The sequence below is a fragment of the Streptomyces sp. NPDC051214 genome, assembly GCF_040682375.1.
Classification (GTDB): domain Bacteria; phylum Actinomycetota; class Actinomycetes; order Streptomycetales; family Streptomycetaceae; genus Streptomyces.
On record NZ_JBFBAT010000001.1, the window covers coordinates 484,353 to 503,890 of the forward strand.

Annotated in this window: 15 protein-coding genes and 1 tRNA gene; 11 read left to right on the forward strand and 5 right to left on the reverse strand. The window is 70.5% G+C overall.

The window, feature by feature from the left end; all coding sequences use genetic code 11:
- Positions 1 to 32: 32 nt before the first annotated feature.
- On the reverse strand, positions 33 to 2,192 hold the full coding sequence (locus AB0M70_RS02265; protein ID WP_365815403.1) for a hypothetical protein: 2,160 nt from the start codon (positions 2,190 to 2,192) through the stop codon (positions 33 to 35).
- Positions 2,193 to 3,050: 858 nt separating this feature from the next.
- On the opposite strand from AB0M70_RS02265, the gene AB0M70_RS02270 reads away from it, so the two are divergent.
- The 5 genes from AB0M70_RS02270 to AB0M70_RS02290 all read left to right on the forward strand — a co-directional run bounded on the left by AB0M70_RS02270 (position 3,051) and on the right by AB0M70_RS02290 (position 10,572).
- Positions 3,051 to 4,706: a molybdopterin-dependent oxidoreductase gene (locus tag AB0M70_RS02270; RefSeq protein ID WP_365815405.1), complete on the forward strand. Its 1,656-nt coding sequence runs from the start codon at positions 3,051 to 3,053 to the stop codon at positions 4,704 to 4,706.
- A gap of 139 nt (positions 4,707 to 4,845) precedes the next feature.
- Positions 4,846 to 6,828: a hypothetical protein gene (locus AB0M70_RS02275; RefSeq protein WP_365815407.1), complete on the forward strand. Its 1,983-nt coding sequence runs from the start codon at positions 4,846 to 4,848 to the stop codon at positions 6,826 to 6,828.
- Positions 6,829 to 6,989: 161 nt separating this feature from the next.
- Positions 6,990 to 7,715: an alpha/beta fold hydrolase gene (locus AB0M70_RS02280; RefSeq protein WP_365815409.1), complete on the forward strand. Its 726-nt coding sequence runs from the start codon at positions 6,990 to 6,992 to the stop codon at positions 7,713 to 7,715.
- A gap of 209 nt (positions 7,716 to 7,924) precedes the next feature.
- Positions 7,925 to 8,674 (forward strand): GAF and ANTAR domain-containing protein, encoded by a 750-nt coding sequence (locus tag AB0M70_RS02285; protein ID WP_365815411.1) that lies wholly within the window; start codon positions 7,925 to 7,927, stop codon positions 8,672 to 8,674.
- Positions 8,675 to 9,291: 617 nt separating this feature from the next.
- A complete protein-coding gene (locus AB0M70_RS02290) occupies positions 9,292 to 10,572 on the forward strand; it encodes a YeeE/YedE family protein (RefSeq protein ID WP_365815413.1) in 1,281 nt (426 codons plus the stop codon).
- A gap of 72 nt (positions 10,573 to 10,644) precedes the next feature.
- Here the strand turns inward: AB0M70_RS02290 and AB0M70_RS02295 are convergent, their stop codons facing one another.
- A complete protein-coding gene (locus tag AB0M70_RS02295; RefSeq protein ID WP_365815415.1) occupies positions 10,645 to 11,049 on the reverse strand; it encodes an FKBP-type peptidyl-prolyl cis-trans isomerase in 405 nt (134 codons plus the stop codon).
- A 92-nt stretch (positions 11,050 to 11,141) separates the two neighbouring features.
- Positions 11,142 to 11,981: an alpha/beta hydrolase gene (locus AB0M70_RS02300; RefSeq protein WP_365815417.1), complete on the reverse strand. Its 840-nt coding sequence runs from the start codon at positions 11,979 to 11,981 to the stop codon at positions 11,142 to 11,144.
- A 279-nt stretch (positions 11,982 to 12,260) separates the two neighbouring features.
- On the opposite strand from AB0M70_RS02300, the gene AB0M70_RS02305 reads away from it, so the two are divergent.
- The 3 genes from AB0M70_RS02305 to AB0M70_RS02315 all read left to right on the forward strand — a co-directional run bounded on the left by AB0M70_RS02305 (position 12,261) and on the right by AB0M70_RS02315 (position 14,525).
- Positions 12,261 to 12,728 (forward strand): MarR family winged helix-turn-helix transcriptional regulator, encoded by a 468-nt coding sequence (locus AB0M70_RS02305; RefSeq protein ID WP_365815419.1) that lies wholly within the window; start codon positions 12,261 to 12,263, stop codon positions 12,726 to 12,728.
- A 119-nt stretch (positions 12,729 to 12,847) separates the two neighbouring features.
- Entirely contained in the window at positions 12,848 to 13,153 is a 306-nt protein-coding gene (locus AB0M70_RS02310; RefSeq protein WP_365815421.1) for a GNAT family N-acetyltransferase, read from the forward strand.
- Between the two features lie 139 nt (positions 13,154 to 13,292).
- A complete protein-coding gene (locus AB0M70_RS02315; protein WP_365815423.1) occupies positions 13,293 to 14,525 on the forward strand; it encodes a glutaminase in 1,233 nt (410 codons plus the stop codon).
- Between the two features lie 84 nt (positions 14,526 to 14,609).
- On the opposite strand, the gene AB0M70_RS02320 is transcribed toward AB0M70_RS02315, so the two are convergent.
- Positions 14,610 to 14,683: transfer RNA gene (locus AB0M70_RS02320), tRNA-Pro, on the reverse strand.
- Between the two features lie 108 nt (positions 14,684 to 14,791).
- On the opposite strand from AB0M70_RS02320, the gene AB0M70_RS02325 reads away from it, so the two are divergent.
- The 3 genes from AB0M70_RS02325 to AB0M70_RS02335 all read left to right on the forward strand — a co-directional run bounded on the left by AB0M70_RS02325 (position 14,792) and on the right by AB0M70_RS02335 (position 18,597).
- Positions 14,792 to 15,307: a DUF309 domain-containing protein gene (locus AB0M70_RS02325; RefSeq protein WP_365815425.1), complete on the forward strand. Its 516-nt coding sequence runs from the start codon at positions 14,792 to 14,794 to the stop codon at positions 15,305 to 15,307.
- A 340-nt stretch (positions 15,308 to 15,647) separates the two neighbouring features.
- Complete coding sequence (gene cobF / locus AB0M70_RS02330; protein WP_365815427.1) at positions 15,648 to 16,427, forward strand: precorrin-6A synthase (deacetylating); 780 nt, start codon at positions 15,648 to 15,650, stop codon at positions 16,425 to 16,427.
- A 79-nt stretch (positions 16,428 to 16,506) separates the two neighbouring features.
- Positions 16,507 to 18,597, forward strand: a complete 2,091-nt coding sequence (locus AB0M70_RS02335; protein ID WP_365815429.1) for an MDR family MFS transporter — start codon at positions 16,507 to 16,509, stop codon at positions 18,595 to 18,597.
- Between the two features lie 105 nt (positions 18,598 to 18,702).
- Here AB0M70_RS02335 and AB0M70_RS02340 read toward each other — a convergent pair whose 3' ends face one another.
- Positions 18,703 to 19,473: a sulfite exporter TauE/SafE family protein gene (locus AB0M70_RS02340; protein ID WP_365815431.1), complete on the reverse strand. Its 771-nt coding sequence runs from the start codon at positions 19,471 to 19,473 to the stop codon at positions 18,703 to 18,705.
- Positions 19,474 to 19,538: the final 65 nt, after the last annotated feature.

Consider the following 19,538-nt stretch of genomic DNA (forward strand, 5'->3'; position numbering starts at 1 on the left):
GGGCCGGCCTGCCACCGGGGGCGAACGTCGGGTCAGCGCCGGGTCGGCAGCGCGCGTGGCGTGTGACCGTCGGTGCCTGGCTTCACGTACGTGGCGGCGCCGGGCGGGACGGGCAGTTTCCTGGCCGCCTTCGCGATGTCGGGCTGCCCTGCCTCCTTGGCGGCCAGGGCCGGCGCGGACGGAAGGTTGAGCGTGACGCGGCTCTGGAGGAGCGCCGGGGACACCCAGCCGGAGGTTCGTCCCGCGTACGCGGTCCCGAACTTGTCGGTGCCCAGCAGGAGTTGCCGTACGGTGCCGGTGGGCATGGTGGCGCGGACCGCCACGCCGGCCGGGGCCTGGACGGTCACCTTGCCGCCGATCCGGTAGGCGGTGACGCGGCCCGCCTTGACGGCCGTGTCCCAGGCCGCGCGGGAGCGCAGCTCGCCGCCGATGTCGGCCATCCGCAGGTTGACCACGGGGGCGTTGTCCGCGAACAGCTCGCCGTACGCGTCGAGGACGGAGCCGAGCACGGGGTACGCGATGCGGTCCTCGGCGAGGTTCGACTGGTGGATGAAGTGCGGCCTGGGGTCGTTCGCCAGGACGTGCCCCATCGCGATCGTCGACTCCACCGGCACGATGTGGTCCTCGTAGCCGGTGGCGGGGTCGAGGGGACGCTCCAGACAGGTGGCCACGGAGGAGTTCTCACAGACGCCGCTGCCGCCGTCCGCCTTGCGGGTGTAGATCCAGTTGTACTCGTCGACCTGCTCGGCGGCGCGGCCCGCGTTGTAGAAGACGTTCATCGGGAAGCGCGGCACGGTCAGGGCCGAGCCCACCGGGCGCTGCCCCCGGTCCCGGGAGTTGTCCGAGCCGAGCCAGGTCACGCCGTTGTCCCGCAGGGCCGGGCCCAGGTTCGGGTTGTCGTCGGGCTGCTGCGGAAGGACCTTGAGGCCCGAGTGCTCGCCGGTCACCAACTCGTCGTTGTCGAGCGGGAGTCCGGCACGCTGCCCCCAGTTGCGGTTGTCGGAGATCTGCTGGGAGATCTCCGTGCGCGAGACGTAGCGTGTGCTGCCGTCCGCGTTCTTCGCGCAGGTCCACGGCACGACGCTGACGTCCTGGACGCAGCCGAGGAAGGGGTGGTTGTAGGTGTGGTTGATCCAGCGGTGCTCGCCCCGGTCGGCGATCAGCCGGTCCGCCAGGGGGTCGGCGCCGCCGTTCTCCTCGCGGAAGAGCTCGCTGCCACCGCCGTTGTAGGCCATGTCGAGCGGGAACTTGCGCCCCTTGGACCACTGGGCCGCGTACGCCGCGTCGTCGGCGGTCATCCGGATCGGGTCGGGTGTACCCTGGCCCGGCGCACAGTCCACGTCGCCGGGGGTGCAGTTGAGCTCGGTGTCCCAGCGGTCGTCGGCCCCGAAGACGTCGTCCACGTGCACGGCGAAGTAGTTGCGCGACGAGCCGAGTTGGACGCCCTGGGTCATCCAGTCGACGATGCCGCGGGCGAGGAGCCGGAACTGCTGCTGGTGCTGGTTGTAGACGAAGGTCACCACCAGCTCGCGCCGCCCGTCGTGGCGGTACTCGCCGACGAGTGAGCCGCGGTCCGAGGTGCCGGGGATCGGCGCGTCCACGTAACTCGTGAAGTCGGCGCCCGGCGCGGGCTCGGACAGGAAGCCGTAACTCTCGTTGGTGGCGGGGGCGTTGTCCTCGAAGGGTACCTGCCCGGCGAGGTACCCGAAGGGGCCGCTCTTGCCCGACGCGGTCACCTGCGCCCGCACCCCGTCGAGCGGGCCGCTGAACTCGGGTGTCTGCAGTCCCGCTTCGGGCCTGGCGTACGTGTAGGCGTCGACCTGCGGGACGGCGTAGGTCTGCTCGTAGGAGGCGAGGGCGGCCATCTCGGCCGAACCGGCCGCGAACGGGTTGTCGTTGGGCAGCACGACGGCCTGGAACTTGGCGCGCGCCCTGCCGTCCACGGTGTCCGCAAGGAACGCGGCGTCTATCACCGGCCGCCCGCTCTGCCGCAGGTCGACGGTCGTGTACGGCGTGCCCTGGCCGTCGAGTTCGGCGGTGATCGCGGCGGTGGCAGGGCCTCCGTCGGTCACCACGAGGATGCGTAGGTCGATGCGTGGCAGCTCGGCCGCCGATGCCGGAGTGCCGGGCAGCGAGAGCGCGAGAAGCAGAGCGGTGGCGCCGAGAGCCGCCGCTCGTGCGGTGTGATTCATGCGGTGCGTGGTCCCCTCCACGGTCGGGCCGAGGGGGTGTCTCCACCCCACGGCCCGCCCCCCAACGACGCGTTCACACATCGCACTGTGTGTCCGCGTCGCTCTGACGCGTCACATAGTGCGGTCCACCTGTGGGGTCTGTGCGGATTCTGTGAAACCTGGCGGAAAAAAGATGGCGAACCTTTTGCGGTACGAAACGAGCGTGGCGTGACGGAAGATGACACAGCGGAGCAAGGCGCTCCGGGACGTCGTGGCCGCTCAGAGGGGTCGTAGATCCCCGAGCACCCGATAGATGCCCGGCACACGCACCGGATCCGAGCCCGCCGGGCGGACACCAGAAACGAATGAGCTCCGAACCGCGCTGATTCAGCCAAGCGATCTCGACCCGCGTCACGACGCCTTCCCCCGGAAAGCGCGTTCTGACCTGCACGGCAAGCGCGTTCCATGAACATCCGGGGGCGCAATTCAAGGCGTGATGGGGGGCGTGCGAGGGGGCGCTCTTGCATTGGCGGCACTCCTGGGGGTGACGCGGAGGCCATCGCGACGAAGTTCGCGCCCGAACCAATCCGCTGCGCGCCCGCCGTCGAATCCCCTGTGTCCGCATGGGTTTGTGAGGGACCCGGACGCACAGAGGTGGCGGCGGACGTCGGAGATCCCGGCGGAACGTCGAGGCGCGAGCCTCCTCCGCCCGGACACCCCGCCGCCACCTCCTCCCCCGCTCCTCCCCCCGCCCGGGGCGCGCGTCGGGCATCTGCTCGGCCTTCGTCGGGTGCGCGTTGGGCCAACCGGGCCTTTCTCCCCACACCGATGAGGGAGTCGAGCAATCCGCGAGGCCGTCGGTGCCGGATACCTCATGTGATGACAGAGCGAGAAGTCTTGCGACGACCGGCCGACCGGTGGCGTGTCCCGGCAGGCGCCCTGAGCGGGCTGCTTGCGGGCTTCGCCGCGCTCGCGGTCGCGGAGCTGGTGTCCGCGGCGGTGCGGCCCGAGGCCGGCCCGGTGGTGGCGGTCGGAGGCGCGGCGATCGACCGCACCCCCGCGCCCGTCAAGGACTGGGCCATCCAGCAGTTCGGCACGGACGACAAACTCGTCCTGCAGTCAGGCATCCTCGCGGTGCTCGCCCTGCTGGCGCTCGTGCTGGGGCTGCTCTCCCTGCGCCACCGCCTTCTCGGCGCGGCGGGTGTGCTGCTCTTCGGAGTGATCGGTGCGGCGGCGGCCACCGGCCGCCCCGACTCCACCGGCTTCACCGACGCACTGCCCTCGGTAGCGGGTTCCGTCGTCGGTGCCGCCCTGTTGTACTGGCTCGCGGGCCGCCTCGCCCTCCGCCCCGTAGATCGCGCCCCTCGCCCCGTAGATACGGCCTCCGAGCGGACGTCGGTGCCGGATGAGCCGACTTCCGTGCCGGGCGACGTCGATCGGCCGCAGTGGGACCGCCGCGGGTTCATCATCGCGGCCGGCGCCGCCGCCGCCGCGTCGGCCGGAGCCGGCGTACTCGGACGATCGCTGAACGCCGCGGGCGGCCAGGACGCCGTCGCCTCGCGGAACCGGATCAGGCTGCCCGCCCCGGCGTCGGCAGCGCAACCGGTGCCCAAGGGCGCGCGGCTCCGGGTGCCCGGCATCAGTCCGTTCGTGACGCCCGGCAAGGACTTCTACCGGGTGGACACCGCGCTCGTGGTCCCCAAGGTGAACGCCGAGACCTGGCGCCTGCGCATCCACGGCAAGGGAGTCAGCCGTCCGACGACCCTCACCTTCGACGACCTGCTACGGCGGGAGCTGATCGAACGCGACATCACCCTGACCTGTGTGTCGAACGAGGTCGGCGGCCCGTACGTGGGCAACGCCCGCTGGATCGGCGTACGCCTGTCCGACCTGCTGGCGGAGTGCGGGGTCGAACCCCCCTCGAAGGGCGGCCCCGCGGACCAGCTGGTCGCCCGGTCCGTGGACGGCATGACCATCGGCACCCCCGTCGACGACGTGATGGACGGCCGCGACGCGATGCTCGCCCTCGGCATGAACGGCGAACCGCTGCCGTTCGTGCACGGTTTCCCCGTACGCATGCTGGTCCCCGGTCTCTACGGCTATGTGTCCGCCTGTAAATGGATCAAGGACATCGAGCTGACCACGTTCGACGACTACGACCCCTACTGGGTGAAGCGGGACTGGGCCCGCAAGGCACCGATCAAGACGCAGTCCCGGATCGACACCCCCAAACCCTTCGCCCGGCCGAAGGCCGGCACGGTGACGGTCGCGGGGGTGGCATGGGCCCAGCACCGGGGCATCGACAAGGTCGAGGTGCGCGTGGACGACGGGCCGTGGGAGCAGGCCGATCTGGCCGCGGAGGACACCCGGGACACCTGGCGGCAGTGGTCCTTCCCCTGGAAGGCGACCGCGGGGGGCCACACCCTCACGGTGCGGGCGACCGACCGCACGGGCGAGGTCCAGACCGAGAAGCGGACCCGCACGATTCCCGACGGGGCCAGCGGCCGGCACTCGGTGGTGGTCGACGTCGCCTGACGGCAACCGGCTCCTGCACGGACGGCCCGAAGGCTGCGACTCGCCTGCTGCGACCCGATGACTGTGACCATCGCACGATTCACTCGTTTGAACGTGGTCAGGACGCAACGTCGTCAGCCTTTGGAAGGCTTCTTGATCAATGAGCACATCGCAACGGCCCTCGTCGAAGGGGTCCGGGCGGGTGGCCCTTGACCAGGCCGAGGCCGTCATCGTCGACCAGTACACCCGGCTCGTACGCCTCGCCTATCTCACCCTCCCCCACTCGCTTGGCAGGCACCGGCGGGTCCTCGTCGCCCACGCTCTGGTACAGCGCGCGCTGCCGGGATTCCGTGTCGGCCGAGCCGCGCCCCGTGTGCCCGAGCAGCGCAGGGTCACGCCCGACCCCGTGGTGGCGAGCACACGGGCACGCGTCCTGCGCTCGGCGCTCGCGCACGACCACCGTCCGCGCGGCTGGCCCGGCTTCCTTCCGCCGCCCCGCGCGCTGCGCCCCATGCTCCCGGTGGTCTGGGGGCTGCGGCTGTTCCCACGCGCGGGCTCCACCGAGGAGGTCGCGCTGGGGCAGGTGCTCGCCGAGGTTCCCGCGGCCGCCCGCGCGGCGTTCGTACTGCTGCAGTTGGACGGGCTGCCCCGTTCCGAGGTCGCCGAGTTGCTCTCCGCCGCCGAGGTGTCCGGGCCCGAAGAGGCGGTGCGCGCCGCCTGTGACGTGGCGGCGGCCGCGGGCCCGGCGACGGAAGCACTGCTGCGTTCACGGGAGTTCGACGCCTGCTCCGTGCAGACCCGTCCGACCGATCTGCTCCGCCGCAGGCGCCGGCACCAACTGGCCTGGCTCACCGCGGGGATCGTCGCCCTGTGCTGCGCGGTGCTGCCGGCGATCCTCGGCGGCACACCCCCGGGGAAACCTTCCCGAGCCGCCGACGTCCCCCTAGCCTTCGGCCCCGACGAGTTGCTCCGTACCTCCGGCGACGCCTGGGCCGACACCTCACGAGTGGACTTCACCGCCTGGCCGGCCCGCGGCGCGCGCACCGACGACGACGCGCTGATCACCCGCGCGCTCGGCGCCTGGACCGACCCGCCGCCCGGCACCCAAGTCGACGTCGCAAAGGCGACCAGCGCCGAACCCCCGCCCCAGAACACCCAGTTGCTGTACGCGGATGTCGTCGGCCGGGAGGCGGTCGTGCTGTTCCACGACGGCCGACGCGTGGTCCGCTACGTCGAACCGCTCGCCTCGCTGGGCGACGCGACCCTGGACATCTCCCGTTCCGACGAGGCCGACGTCACCACGGCGGCCGCGCTCGTCGTCAGCCGCGAGGCGGACAAGGTCCGCTATCTGACCGCGCCTTGGATCGCCGAGGCACGGACGCGCGACCTGCTGACCCCCGAGTCCCCCGGGCGTCCGCTCGACGTGTCGGACGAGGGCCTCACCGACGCCGTCCCCGAGCCACCGGGCAAGGGAGCCTGCGACAGCCTGCCGGTGCTGCAACTGCGCTCCTCCAGCCGCATCGTGGAGAAGCACGCCTTCCTCGTGGCCGACCTGGGCGGCCTCACCCCCGTACATCTCAGCTACACCCCGCTGCCCGGCACCGGCGCCCCGGCCCGCCAGCCTCGCGAGGCGACCAGCAGCGCGGCACTGCGGAGCTGGGCGCACACCGCGTGCCAGCTCCCCGGGCTGCGCGAGAACGGCGTACGGGCCGTCAATCAATGGGAGTTCGCCGAGCAGGACCTGCCCGAGCGGGGAGGCCGGGCGGTGTGGTCCTGCACGCGTTCCTCCACCTGGCGCGGCCCCGGCGACGTCCTCGTGCAGTTCCGCACGTCCGCGGCGTCCCCCACCGCACCGGCGAAGGTCGTCGGGCGGGCACGGTCGACCGCGGCCTGCAGCCGCTTCGGCCAGCACATCGTGGCCGGCACCCCCTGGACGGCGGCCTCCGGGCGCCACTACCTCCTGGCCGCGGGCAGCCGCGAGGTCGAAGGGATCGATGTGACCGGTGACGTGGAGGCGACCGAGCGAGGACGCACACTGGCCGTCAAGGCTTCCAAGAACCCCGACGCGACCGTGCGGGCGCGGTTGAGCGACGGTGAGAGGCTGGAGGAGGTCGGCGAGCGGGGCGTGCGGGGCGTGCGGTAGACGGGCGGGGCGGGGCGCACGGACTGGACGGAGCGTTCTGGATGGTCGGCCGCGTCCGGCGCCTCGGCCCCGTCCATTACGTTGGTGCGGCCGGACACCGACAGCCAGTCGAGCCGAGTCAAGCCGAGCCGCGTCAAGCCGAGTCGAGGAGTCCCGTGCCTGTGTCCTTCAACGACGGCGAGCGCCCGGCACTGGTGCTGCCCCGGCTGAGCAGACCGGTCGAGAAGCCACGTGCCGCCGTGCTCCTGCTGCACGGCGGCCGCGAACACGGGACCGACGTGCCCTCGCCGTGGAATCTGCCGGGCGTACGGCTGCGTCTCTTCGAAGGCGCGATCCGTCGTTCCACGTCGGGAGGCGCGGTGCTGATGGGGCGGGTGCGCTATCGCGTCCGGGGCTGGAACGGAGAGCGCGAGGACCCCGCGCACGACGCCCGCCAGGCCCTGCGTGAGCTGGAGCAGCTCACCGGTGACGTGCCGACCGTCCTGGTGGGGCATTCGATGGGGGCCCGCGCCGCACTGCGTGCCGCCGGAAACCCGCTGGTCCGAGGGGTAGTCGGCCTCGCCCCGTGGTGCCCCGCCGGGGAACCGGTGGCGCACCTGCGTGACCGGCGCGTGGCGCTGCTGCACGGCGACCAGGACCGTACGACCGATCCCGGGTCCTCCCTGGACTTCGCGTCGCGCGCCGGTGCCGCGGGCGCCGAGGCGGCCACCGTGCTCCTTCGCGGCGGTGACCACGCCATGCTCCGCCGCGCCCGCGCCTGGCACGCGCTGACGGCGGGGACCGTGGCCGGGTTCCTGGGCCTCGCCGAGCTGCCTGCCGCGATCGCCGACCAGGTGCACGGCAGGCGCGACGGGGAGCGGGACGGGTCGTCGTACGACATGCCCTGAAGAGCTGCAAGAAGCGTACCTGGATTCTTTCCAAGGCCACGGAAGGCGCCGTAAGTTGGCGTGCTGCGGCGATGAGCGTGCGCCTGCCGTGGGACACCCTTTGGCGGTAGCGTGGCAGGCATCTCCTCACACCGTCCCCGCGGGCAGCGAACCGCCGGCGTACGACCGCCGGGGGCCCGGACGGTGTGACCACGGAAGGGAGCGGCGGCATGACCGCCATGTCCGAGAGGCAGCGCGAGGAACGGCTGGCGTGCGCGTTCGCGGATCTCGCTGCCCCCTTGGTGCGCGAAGTGAGCGTGCCCGATGCCCTGCACGCACTGACCGAACACTGTGTGGATCTGCTGGAGGTGTCGGCGGCCGGGGTCATGCTGGACGTTCCGCGCGGCCAGGTCGTGGAAGTGGCGGCCTCGGACGAGTACACCCGCTCGCTGGAACTGTTCGGCCTCGAATGGGACGAGGGCCCGCTCCTGGACTGCCGGCGCTCCCGGGCAGACGTCCGCGAGCTGCGGCTGGACACCGAGCCCGCCTGCACGCGGTGGCCCCGGTTCACGCCGCGCGCCCTGCTGCTCGGCTTCACCTCGGTCGCGACGGTGCCGCTGCGCTGCCAGGACACGGTGTTCGGCGCCCTGAGCCTCCTGCACGACCGGCCGACGCCACTGGACGACACCCGGCTGCGCCTGGCCCAGGCCCTGGCGGACACCGCCACCGCCTGCGTCATCCGCCAGCAGGCGCTGCACGAGCAGCGGACGCAGATCGCGCAGCTCCAGGAGGCCCTCGAGTCCCGCGTCCTCATCGAGCAGGCCAAGGGGTACCTGGCCAGCTCCCGCGGATGCAGCGCGGACCAGGCCTTCATCCGCATGCGCACGTACGCCCGCAACCGCCGACTCAAGCTCCCGGACGTGGCCCGCCAGGTCCTGAACGGCGGCGCCGCGGACACGCTGCTCCGTCCTGAGCGCTGAAGTTCCGCACAATTCCCGCACCGGGGGCGGCCGGCGGCGCGGCCGGGCGGTGGCCGGGCGGCTCAGAACCGTCTGGTGATCGCTGATCGTGCGCTCCCTCCCGGCATTCCGAAACGCGCTCTTCGGCGGTGCGGAAAAGTCGCGCGGGTGCGGGACGTGCAGCGCACGCGCTCCAGGCCCGCGCCCACGATCTTCCCGCCGGCCCGCAGGAACTTGCTGAAGGCCTCGCGGTCACCGACCCGTGGGCCATCACCGTGCGCGCCGTCATCGCCGAGCGCCACGCTGACGCCAGACCGGTCGCCCTCGGCCCGCTTACCAACCGCTACCGATGGCCGCCCTATCCCCCCTCTCACCTCGCCGTCTCATTCTCGTGCTCTCTATGTGAGACGGCGTTTCGAGATCTCCGCGGGATGTTTATGGTGGTGCGCATGTTCGGACCCGCTCGTCAGCTCGCTCTCGCGCTCTTCGCGGCCACGCCGTGGAGCGTCGACGACGCGCTCTGTAGCAGCTGACGCCCCGCCCAGCGCTCTACAGCCGCTGACCCCTCTCAGGTCTCAGCGCTCCGCGCTCGCGCGACCACCGCCCGTCCGAATCCCCTCCCGCTCCCGGAGACCCCCTTGACCACCGCTCCCGATGCCGGGGCGCCGCCCCGGATCGCCGTGCTCCCCCCGTCCCCCACCTCCGCCCCCGCCCCTCGAGCCGAGGCATTGCCGCCGGTCCGGCGGGTGCCGCTGGCGGTCGCGGGTGCCATCGGCGTCGCGCTCTCCGGCTACGTCTTCGCGGAGCACGGGGCCAAGCCCGGCACCCTGTTGCTGCTCGGCATCGGACTCGGCGTCGCCCTGTTCCACTCCCGGTTCGGGTTCACCTCCGCCTGGCGGCAGCTGGTGGCCGTCGGCAACGGCACCGGGCTGCGTGCCCACACCCTCCTGCTCGGCACCACCGCGACGCTCTTCGCCCTGATCATCGGCACAGGCAGCGGCCTGTTCGGTTCCGTGCCCGCACCCAGTGCCGGGCCGCTCGGGGTGGCGCTGCTCATCGGCGCCTTCCTGTTCGCCATCGGCATGCAGCTCGGCGGGGCCTGCGCGTCCGGGACCCTCTTCGCCGTCGGTTCCGGCCAGGGCACCATCGTGCTCACCCTCTTCGGCTTCATCACCGGATCCACCCTCGCCGCCTGGCAGTTCGGCCTCTGGAACAATCTGCCGGCGCTCGACCCGTACGTGCTCTCCGACCACGTTGGCTGGTTCGGCTCCTGGGCGCTGACGATCGCGGCACTCGCCGCGATCTGGTTCATCGCCCGCGCCGTGCAGGCCCGCCGCAACCCCCCGCCGGTCGGCACCCCGCCATCGACACGCGGCGCCCTCCGCCGCGCGATCAGGGGCTCCTGGCCGCTGGCAGCGGGTGCGATCGCGCTTGCGGTGCTCGGCGCCGGGGTTCTGCTCGTCTCGGGTGGCGCCTGGGGCGTCACCAGCGCGTTCGCCCTGTGGGGCTCGAAGGCCGTGGAGGCACTCGGCGGGACGCCGGAGACCTGGACGTTCTGGCAGCAGCCCAACAACGCGGCGCAGCTGTCCGGGCCCGTCCTCGCCGACAAGAACAGCCTCACCGACATCGGCATCATGGTCGGCGCGGCCGTCGCGGCGGCGGCCGGCGGCGTATGGCAGCTGCACCGGAACATCCCTGCGCGCACGGCGCTCGCCGCCGTCATCGGCGGCATCCTGATGGGCGTCGGCGCCCGCCTCGCCGGCGGCTGCAACATCGGCGCCTACCTGGCCGGCATCGCCTCGGGTTCCCTGCACGGCTGGATCTGGGCAGCCGTGGCCATCCTCGGCACCTGGGCGGGCCTGCGCCTGCGCCCCCTGTTCGGCCTGGGCAACCCGAAGCCGACGGACAGCGTCTGCTGACCCGTCGGCTGCGGACTGCTCGCCGGTGAACACCTACCCCCCAGGACTACTCCCAGGTTCAGTACGAGCCGGTCAGGCGGGCCTCGCTACGGGGGGCCCGCCCACCACCGTGAGCAGGTCCACGACGAAGATCAGCGTCGACCCCGGTGGGATCAAGGGGGAGGGTGACTGCCGGCCGTACCCAAGACGCGGCGGAACGATGATCTCGCGCCGACCGCCGACCTTCATTCCCCGTACTCCCCTGTCCCAGCCCTTGATGGCCCTGCCACCGCCCACGGCGAACTTGAACGGCCGGTCCTCCTCCCAGGAGGAGTCGAACTCCTTGCCGGACGCGAACGTGACCCCGACGTAGTGAACTTGAACGACCCTGCCCGGCAACGCCTCGGCCCCGTCCCCCAACACGAGGTCCCGCACCATCAACTCGGCGGGCGCCTCACCCTCCGGAACCTCAACCACAGGCTTCGCCAGTTCACTCATCACGGCCCCATCACTCACATCACTCACCACCGGACACATGGACATTCCATGCGGCAGCCGATCACGCTACCGGCAACGCAAGGGGCGCGGATCTACCCGAGGAACGACCGCAGGGCCGAATTGACCTCGTCCGCGTGTGTCCAGAGCAACCCGTGCGGGGCGCCCTCGATCTCCACGTACTGCGCCTCCGGCAATGCCTGGCGAAAGCGGCGGGCCGTGGCGTCGATGGGCAGGATCTTGTCGGCTGTGCCGTGCAGGATCAGGGCCGGCTTGCCACTGTCGCGGACCGCTTCGACGTCGGTACGGAAGTCTTCGATCCACGCGGAAACGACGGCGTAGGACGCCACGGGGGCACTTGACGTCGCCACGTTCCAGCTCGCGGTGACGGCCTCCTGGCTGATCCGACTGCCGAGGTTCTCCTCCAGGTTGTAGAAGTCCGAGAAGAACTGCGTGTACCAGGCGAACCGATCGTCCTTGGCCGCTGCCTCGATTCCGTCGAAGACCTTCTGGGGCACGCCCTCGGGATTGTCGTCCCGGGCGACCAAGAAGGGCTCGAGCGAGGCCAGGAAAGCGAGTTTGGCGACCCTTTCATGCCCGAATCGTGCGACGTAACGGGCGACCTCGCCCGTGCCCATCGAGAAGCCCACCAGGACGGCGTCGCGCAGGTCCAGCGTCTCCAGGACGGTGTTCAGGTCTGCGGCGAAAGTGTCGTAGTCGTAGCCGGAGTTCACCTTCGACGACGCGCCGAAGCCCCGTCGGTCGTAGGTGATGACGCGGTATCCGGCGGCCAGGAGATTTCGTGTCTGGCGCTCCCAGCTGTGACCGTTCAGCGGATATCCGTGGATGAGGACGATGGGCTGACCTGCGCCCTGATCCTCGTAGTAGAGCTCGACCGGCGTGCTGTTTTCACTGCCTACGGTGATGTACCCCATGTGCCTGTCCTTTCCGGGTCTACGACTTACCGTCCACGAGTTCATACTGCAGCGCACCCGAGGGACAACGCCGCCTCTTCGGCCAGGTACCGCGCGCCTCGTCGAGGGCGGCGCGGGCCAGCGCGGACCCGACTCCCCCGCGGTGCCGGGATGCGGCAGCCACGTCTCACGGGCCCAGTCGCGCTCGCTTGCGGCACCCCCGGACATTCCGGGCATCGCGCAGAATCGGGCACGTCAACGCGATAGATGAGGTGTCAACGTCTTCGTTACACTCCCTCGATGAACGAAACGCCTCGCTGGCTGACCTCGGAGCAGAAGGCCGCCTGGGACAGTTTCATCCGCATGCAGGAGACGCTCATCGGTCGCCTCTCCCGCCGAGTCCAGGCCGACTCCCACATGTCCGCCTCCGACTACATCGTGCTGGTGAGCCTCACCGAACGAGGCGGCGGGCGGATGCGGTTCCTGGACCTGGCCAAGCAGGTGGAGTGGGAGAAGAGCCGCATGTCCCACCAGGTCAAACGCATGATGAAGCGCGGCCTCGTGGACAGGGAAGAATGCCCCGACGACGGACGCGGAGCGTTCATCGTCGCCACCCCGGCCGGCTACAAGGCGATCGAAGACGCCGCGCCCGTGCACGTCGCGCACGTCCGCCGGCTGTTCATCGACGCGCTCACCCAGGAAGAGCTCGACACGCTCGCCCGGATCTCGAACCGCGTCCTCGAACACATGCAGAAGCAGCCTGACTGACCCTGACCGCTCCCCGCATGTCCAGTTGACCCATCAACTACCCTGATGGTTGTCTTGCCGCGGCAGCCTCCTCTTCGTACGGAGGAGTGACGGCGCAGTGGCCATCCCGAGGAGCAGCGATGGAATCCCGCGTGGCGAACAATCCCGACCGATCACGGTTCGAGGTCTTCGACGGCGACGAGCTCGCCGGCTTCGCCGAGTACCACCAGTACCAGGACGAGATCGCCTTCATTCATACGGAGATCGATCCGCGGTTCGAAGGCAGGGGCCTCGGCGGTGTACTCGCCCGCGCGGCCCTCGACGCGGCCAGGGAGCAGGGGCTTGGGGTACTCCCCTTCTGCCCTTTCATCCGTGGCTGGATCGGCAAGCACTCCGATTACGCCGATGTGGTGCCGCAGGGGCAACGGGCGCGGTTCGGACTCTGAGGCGGGCAGCGTCGGAGACACGGCAGACCGAGACGCCTGGTGATGCCGTCCACAGCCCGGACCGGACGGCCCGCGTCGACAGATGGAACGCAGTCGCACGACCCCGGCCTTGGCCCTGGCCCTCGGAAGGACCTGCCTCATGAAGACTCCCGTGCCCGACTACCTCGACGAAGTGCTCGACAGCCTGCGTGAGGACACCAGCGGCGCCAACGCCGACTACATCCCCGAGCTCGCCGAGGCGGACCCGGAACGCTTCGGCATGGCGCTGACCACGACGCTCGGTCGCACGTACGCCGCCGGTGACGCCGACACCGAGTTCTCCATCCAATCGATCTCGAAGCCGTTCGCCTACGCGGCCGCCATCATCGATCGCGGCCTCGACCGCGTCCTGGATGTCGTCGGGGTAGAACCGTCCGGCGAGGCCTTCAACGAGCTCTCCCTCGAAGGCGGCACCCACCGCCCCAGGAATCCCATGATCAACGCCGGAGCGATCACCACGCATTCGCTCCTGGTCGGCGCGGAGGCCGGCCAGGACGATCGCGTCGACCGTGCCGTGTCGTTCTTCTCCCGCCTCGCAGGCCGGGATCTGCAGGTGGACGAGCGTGTGTGCGCCTCAGAGCTAGCCTCCGCGCACCGCAATCTAGCCATCGGCCACATGCTGCGTACCTACGACATCCTCGACGGGGACGTGCCCTCCGTCGTCGAGGGGTACACGCGCCAGTGCTCGATCCTGGTCAGCGTCCGGGACCTCTCGGTGATGGCCGCGACGCTCGCCACCGGAGGCATCCAGCCCGTCACCGGCGAACGGATCATGGATCCCGCCGTCGCTCAGCACGTCATGGCCGTGATGGCCGCGGCCGGGATGTACGACGCGGCCGGCGACTGGCTCACCCGTGTGGGCATCCCTGCCAAGAGCGGCGTCTCAGGGGGCATCGTCGGTGTCCTGCCCGACCTCGTGGGCATCGGCACCTTCTCCCCGCGCCTGGACTCCCACGGCAACAGCCAGAGAGGGCGTCTCATCTTCGAGCGGCTCTCCCGGGACATGGGAATGCACCTGTTCTCCTCCGATCGGGGCCGACTCGACGCCGTCGACGTGAGCGAGTCACGAGGCACGATCACGTTCACCCTGCGGGGCAACGTCCAGCTCACCGCCGCCTCGGAGCTCCTGGACCTGATGGCCGACTTGGAGGGCACGGCCGACGTGATCCTGGACGTCACGAAGGTGCATTCCTTCTCCGATCTCGGCCGTCGCATGTCGCTCGAGGGGCTGCGCCGCCTGCGGCTGGACGGCCACAGGGTCGCCGTCCACGACCCCGCGGGCGTGCTGCCGAACCCTGACCTGGGGGACGGCAGTTACCCGGACGCCCTCTGACTCCCGGTCTCCCGCTCCCGGAAAAACGCTCCCGAACACGAAGTAGGGGCCATCCGAAGATGGCCCCTACCTGCGACGTTTCCGTCGGGACGACAGGATTTGAACCTGCGACCCCTTGACCCCCAGTCAAGTGCGCTACCAAGCTGCGCCACGTCCCGGTGCGCGTGTCCCGCGGTGTTCTGCGTGATCGCGCAGACAGAACTTTACCCCACGATCGGGGGTGGTCCGCGCCCCCTGCCGGACGTCTGGCGAGGGACAATCGCCGTATGAGCACCGCACCCCGACCCGATGACCGTGGCCGTGACCGTGACACCGAAGGGCGGGCCCGCAACGCGCGGCCGCGTGACGGTCTCGGGCGGCCCTTGCCGTACGGCACGGAAGGCGTGGAGCGGCAGCCCGAAGGGGTCACGCGCACACCCGAGGAGACGGTCACTCAGGCGCAGGCGCTGCTCGACGCGGGGCGGCCCTTTCACGCGCACGAGGTCTTCGAGGACGCCTGGAAGTCGGGGCCCGATGACGAGCGGGACCTGTGGAAGGGGCTCGCCCAGCTGGCCGTTGGGCTGACCCACTCGGCCCGCGGCAACCCCACGGGCGGGGCCCGGTTGCTGCTCAGGGGCGCGGACGCGATCGACGCGGGGCGGCGGGGCCAGCGGCCGTACGGGATCGACGTGGACGGACTCGTGTCGTGGGCCCGGCAGTTGGCGGAGTTGTTGGAAGCGGAGGGGGCGACGGTGGACGCCGCCGAGCACGCGCCGCGGCTGCGTGGGGCCGACGGCAAGTGATATCCGGGGTTACCCGGAATCAGCGGCGAGTGACCCCGCGAGGTCGACGGCGAGTAACACCGCGAGCCCACGACAAGTACACACGAGTGACACCGCCGGCCCACGACAAGTGCGCGCGAGCGACAGCTCGGGGTCGTCGCCGACATGTGCACGCGAGTGGCCCTACGCGGCCCAGCCTCCCGGCGGAGCCCCCCGGCGGAGTCCCCCCGTGACTCAACCCGGATCGAGCCGACGCACCCCAGACCAGCCCGGCACAGCCCCGACCAGCCCGACCGGCCCCGACCAGTCCTGACCAGCCCCGCCCAGTCCCCACCCCACCCCCATACGGCAGACTCTCGGCGTGCGCAGAATTCATGTCATCGGTATCGGCGCCGGCGACCCCGACCAGTTGACCCTGCAGGCCGTCAAGGCTCTGCAAAGCACCGACGTGTTCTTCATCCTCGACAAAGGTGAGGAGAAGGACGATCTCGTCCAGCTGCGGCGTGACCTCCTTGCCGCTCACCGCGCCGACGGCGGTTACCGCGTGGTCGAGGCGCGGGACCCCGCACGCGACCGGAAGGCGGGGGGCGCGGACTACTCCCCCGCCGTCGGGGAGTGGCGCAGCCGCCGGGCGGACATCTACGCGCGGCTGATCACCGATGAGCTGGGTGCGGACGAGTGCGGCGCGTTCCTGGTGTGGGGCGACCCCGCGCTGTACGACAGCACGCTCGGGATTCTGGAGGAGGTCCTCGACCGGGGTGCGGTGGCCTTCACGTACGACGTCGTGCCGGGGATCAGCAGCGTCTCCTCGCTCGCCGCCAAGCACCGCACCGGACTGAACCGCGTCGCGCGCCCCGTGCAGATCACCACCGGGCGCCGCCTCGCGGCCCACGGATTCCCTGACGGTGTCGATGATGTCGTGGTCATGCTCGACGCTCATCAGGCCTTCCGGCGGTATCAGGGTGAGGAGGGCGGCGACATGTACATCTACTGGGGTGCCTACATCGGGACCGCCGACGAGATCCTCGTCTCCGGGCCGCTCGACGAGGCCGCTCCGCGCATCGAGGCCCTCCGGGCCGAGGCGCGCGAGCGCAAGGGCTGGATCATGGACACCTATCTGCTGCGCCGCAACCTGGACTGAGGGAATCGCGCGAGCCCCGCGTCACCGGACCGGACCGGCCCCGCATGCACAGGCGTGTGCCCGGTGTGAGGGTGGCGGAGTGACGACCACCGCCGAGCCCGCCGCCGAGGCCCCCGCGCAGGGGCCGCCCGTCCTCGACAAGCGCCGCCGCAACATCGTCTTCGTGACGATCATGCTGGGGATGCTGCTCGCCGCGCTCGACCAGACCATCGTGGGCACCGCGCTGCCCACGATCGTGGCGGATCTGGGCGGCGCGGAGCACATGTCGTGGGTCGTGACGTCGTATCTGCTCGCGGAGACCGTCGCCACGGTGCTTGTCGGAAAGTTCGGCGATCTCTTCGGGCGGAAGATCGTCTTTCAGGTCTCGGCGATCGTCTTCATCACCGGCTCGTTCCTGTGCGGCCTGTCGACCAACATGACGCTGCTCATCGCCTGGCGTGCCCTGCAGGGCATCGGCGCGGGCGGGCTCATGGTGACGTCGATGGCGTTGATCGCCGACGTCATCCCGCTGCGTGAGCGCGGCAAGTACCAGGGTGCGATCGGTGCCGTCTTCGGGGTGTCCACCGTCATCGGGCCGTTGCTCGGCGGTCTCTTCACCGACCATCTGACCTGGCGCTGGGCCTTCTACGTCAACGTGCCCATCGCGATCGTCGTGGTGATCGCCGCGGCCCGTACGATCCCCGTCGTGAAGTCGGCGGTGCGGCCCGTCATCGACTATCTCGGCATCGCGTTCGTCGCGATCGGCGCCAGCGCGCTGATCCTGGCGACGAGTTGGGGCGGCAATCAGTACGCGTGGGGGTCGGGCACGATCATCGCGCTGTTCGTCGGCGGTGCGATCTCGCTCGCGCTGTTCTGCGTGGTCGAGACGCGGGCCGCCGAACCGATGCTGCCGATGCGGCTCTTCGCCAACCCCGTCTTCACGGTCTGCTCGATCCTCAGCTTCATCGTCGGCTTCGCGATGCTGGGCGCGATGACCTTCCTGCCGACCTATCTGCAGTACGTCGACGGGGACTCGGCCACCATCTCGGGTGTGCGGACGCTGCCCATGGTGATCGGGCTGCTCATCGCGTCCATCTTCAGCGGCAACGTGGTGAGCAAGACCGGGAAGTACCGGATTTTTCCCATCGTGGGTGCGCTGGTCATGGCGCTCGGGCTCTATCTGCTCTCCCTGATGGACAACGAGACGAGTACCTGGCTCGAATCCCTGTACATGTTCGTCCTCGGCTCCGGCATCGGGCTCTGCATGCAGGTTCTGACCATCGCCGTGCAGAACACGGTCGTCTACTCGGATCTGGGTACGGCGACCTCCGGGGTCACCTTCTTCCGTACGCTCGGCAGCTCCTTCGGCACCGCCGTGTTCGGGACGATCTACGCCAATACGCTGAAGCCGAATCTGGAGGACGGGGTCGCGGCGGCGGCGAAGGCCGGATCCGTCGATCCCGCCGTGGTGGCCAAGGCCGCGCAGAGTCCGGCGGGGCTGCACGACCTGCCCCCGGAGGCGGCGGCGCCCATCATCAAGGCGTACGCCGACACGCTGCACACCGTGTTCCTGTGGACGGTGCCCGTGGCGCTGCTCGGGTTCCTGGTGGCCCTCTTCCTCAAGCAGGTGCAGCTGAGGGACAGCGCGCGGATGAGTTCATCGGACATGGGCGAGGGCTTCGCGTCGCCGACCTCGGGCGGCAGCCCGGACCGGGTGCTCGAACTGGCGGTGGGCAACATCATCCGCAACACCGGCATGGACACCGCTCGTCGTGTCATCCGCGATTCCGACACCCGCCTCGACATCGCCGGCGCGTGGGCCGTGATGCAGGTGTCGCTCTTCGACCGGATGGTCGGGCACGCCAGTCTGAGCCTGATCGCCGCCCGGCGTCAGTTGCCGGCCGAAGTCCTTGTGCCGGTGTTCGACCGCATGGTCGAGGAAGGCTTCCTCACCCGCTCCGGCCTGCTCTTCTCGCACACCCCCGCGGGTGCACGCGAGGCCGACGTGATCGGCAAGGCGTGGGCCGGATGGCTGGGCGAGCAGGTGGAGCGGGACAGCGGCCGTCCCGCCGACCAGGACCTCGTCAAGGCGGTCGACGCGATCGCGAAGCGGCTGCTCGTCGAGGACCTGGAGCATGGCCTGGCCCCCGAGGGGCGGCGACACCTCGCGGTCCCGACACGCAGCGTCTAGGGGGGGGCGCCTGGGCCGAAGCCATCCCCCAGGTGTGACAGCACGCTTTCCTCGTCCGGTCGAGAAGCCCCTCGGTGTGGCGGGGCAGCAGAGGCTTCCGGCGGTTCAGCGCAGCAGCAGTTGCAGGCCGCCGAGCACCGTGGCCCCGATCACCAGTTGCTCGAAGAGACGCTGGTTGATGCGGTGTACGGCGGCCTTGCCGATGAGGGCGCCCGGGATGACGAAGAGCACGAGTGCCGCGTCCAGCAGCAGCGAGTGCGCGTCGATCAGGCCGAGGCCCGCGCTGAACGGCACCTTGGAGGTGTTGACGATGAGGAAGAACCACGCCGACGTCCCCAGGAAGCTGAGCTTCTGGAAGCCCGCGGACAGCAGATACATCGACATGACCGGGCCGCCCGCGTTGGCGACCATGGTGGTGAAGCCGCCGAGCACGCCGTAGGAGGGGGCCTTGAGGCGGGAGCCGCGGGACGGGCCCGCCGGGCGAGTCTCGTCCGCGGGAGCCCTGCGCCGCCACACCGTGACCGCCGCCATCAGCAGCAGGATCGCCCCGATCGACGTACGCACCGCGGCGTCGTCGGCCCACAGCAGGAAGATTGTGCCCACCACCACGCCGCCCGCGACGGCGGGGAACAGCCGCCACAGGGTGGGCCAGTGGGCGTGCCTGCGGTAGGTGAGGACGGCCAGGACGTCGCCCGCGATGAGGATGGGCAGCAGGACCCCGGTCGACTCGCGCGCCGGCAGGACCGCGGCGAAGACCGCGAGGCTGACCGTGTTGGCCCCGCTGACGGCGGTCTTCGAGAAGCCGACGAGCACCGCGGCCGCGGCGAGCGCGGCGAAGCCCCAGACAGATAGGTCCATGCCGATAGATATGTCCATGCCGAAAACAAATGCTAGACCCAACTATCCGGACGCCGTCAGCGGCGGCCACATCCTGGACGCCT

What these genes read in the sequence shown, in the direction of transcription:
- AB0M70_RS02315 (WP_365815423.1), top strand. Translation starts at nt 13,293, where the DNA reads ATGAAGACTCCCGTGCCCGACTACCTCGACGAAGTGCTCGACAGCCTG.
- AB0M70_RS02340 (WP_365815431.1), bottom strand. Translation starts at nt 19,473, where the DNA reads ATGGACATATCTATCGGCATGGACCTATCTGTCTGGGGCTTCGCCGCG.
- AB0M70_RS02310 (WP_365815421.1), top strand. Translation starts at nt 12,848, where the DNA reads ATGGAATCCCGCGTGGCGAACAATCCCGACCGATCACGGTTCGAGGTC.
- AB0M70_RS02275 (WP_365815407.1), top strand. Translation starts at nt 4,846, where the DNA reads ATGAGCACATCGCAACGGCCCTCGTCGAAGGGGTCCGGGCGGGTGGCC.
- AB0M70_RS02300 (WP_365815417.1), bottom strand. Translation starts at nt 11,981, where the DNA reads ATGGGGTACATCACCGTAGGCAGTGAAAACAGCACGCCGGTCGAGCTC.
- AB0M70_RS02270 (WP_365815405.1), top strand. Translation starts at nt 3,051, where the DNA reads ATGACAGAGCGAGAAGTCTTGCGACGACCGGCCGACCGGTGGCGTGTC.
- AB0M70_RS02325 (WP_365815425.1), top strand. Translation starts at nt 14,792, where the DNA reads ATGAGCACCGCACCCCGACCCGATGACCGTGGCCGTGACCGTGACACC.
- AB0M70_RS02265 (WP_365815403.1), bottom strand. Translation starts at nt 2,192, where the DNA reads ATGAATCACACCGCACGAGCGGCGGCTCTCGGCGCCACCGCTCTGCTT.
- AB0M70_RS02285 (WP_365815411.1), top strand. Translation starts at nt 7,925, where the DNA reads ATGACCGCCATGTCCGAGAGGCAGCGCGAGGAACGGCTGGCGTGCGCG.
- AB0M70_RS02295 (WP_365815415.1), bottom strand. Translation starts at nt 11,049, where the DNA reads ATGAGTGAACTGGCGAAGCCTGTGGTTGAGGTTCCGGAGGGTGAGGCG.
- AB0M70_RS02305 (WP_365815419.1), top strand. Translation starts at nt 12,261, where the DNA reads ATGAACGAAACGCCTCGCTGGCTGACCTCGGAGCAGAAGGCCGCCTGG.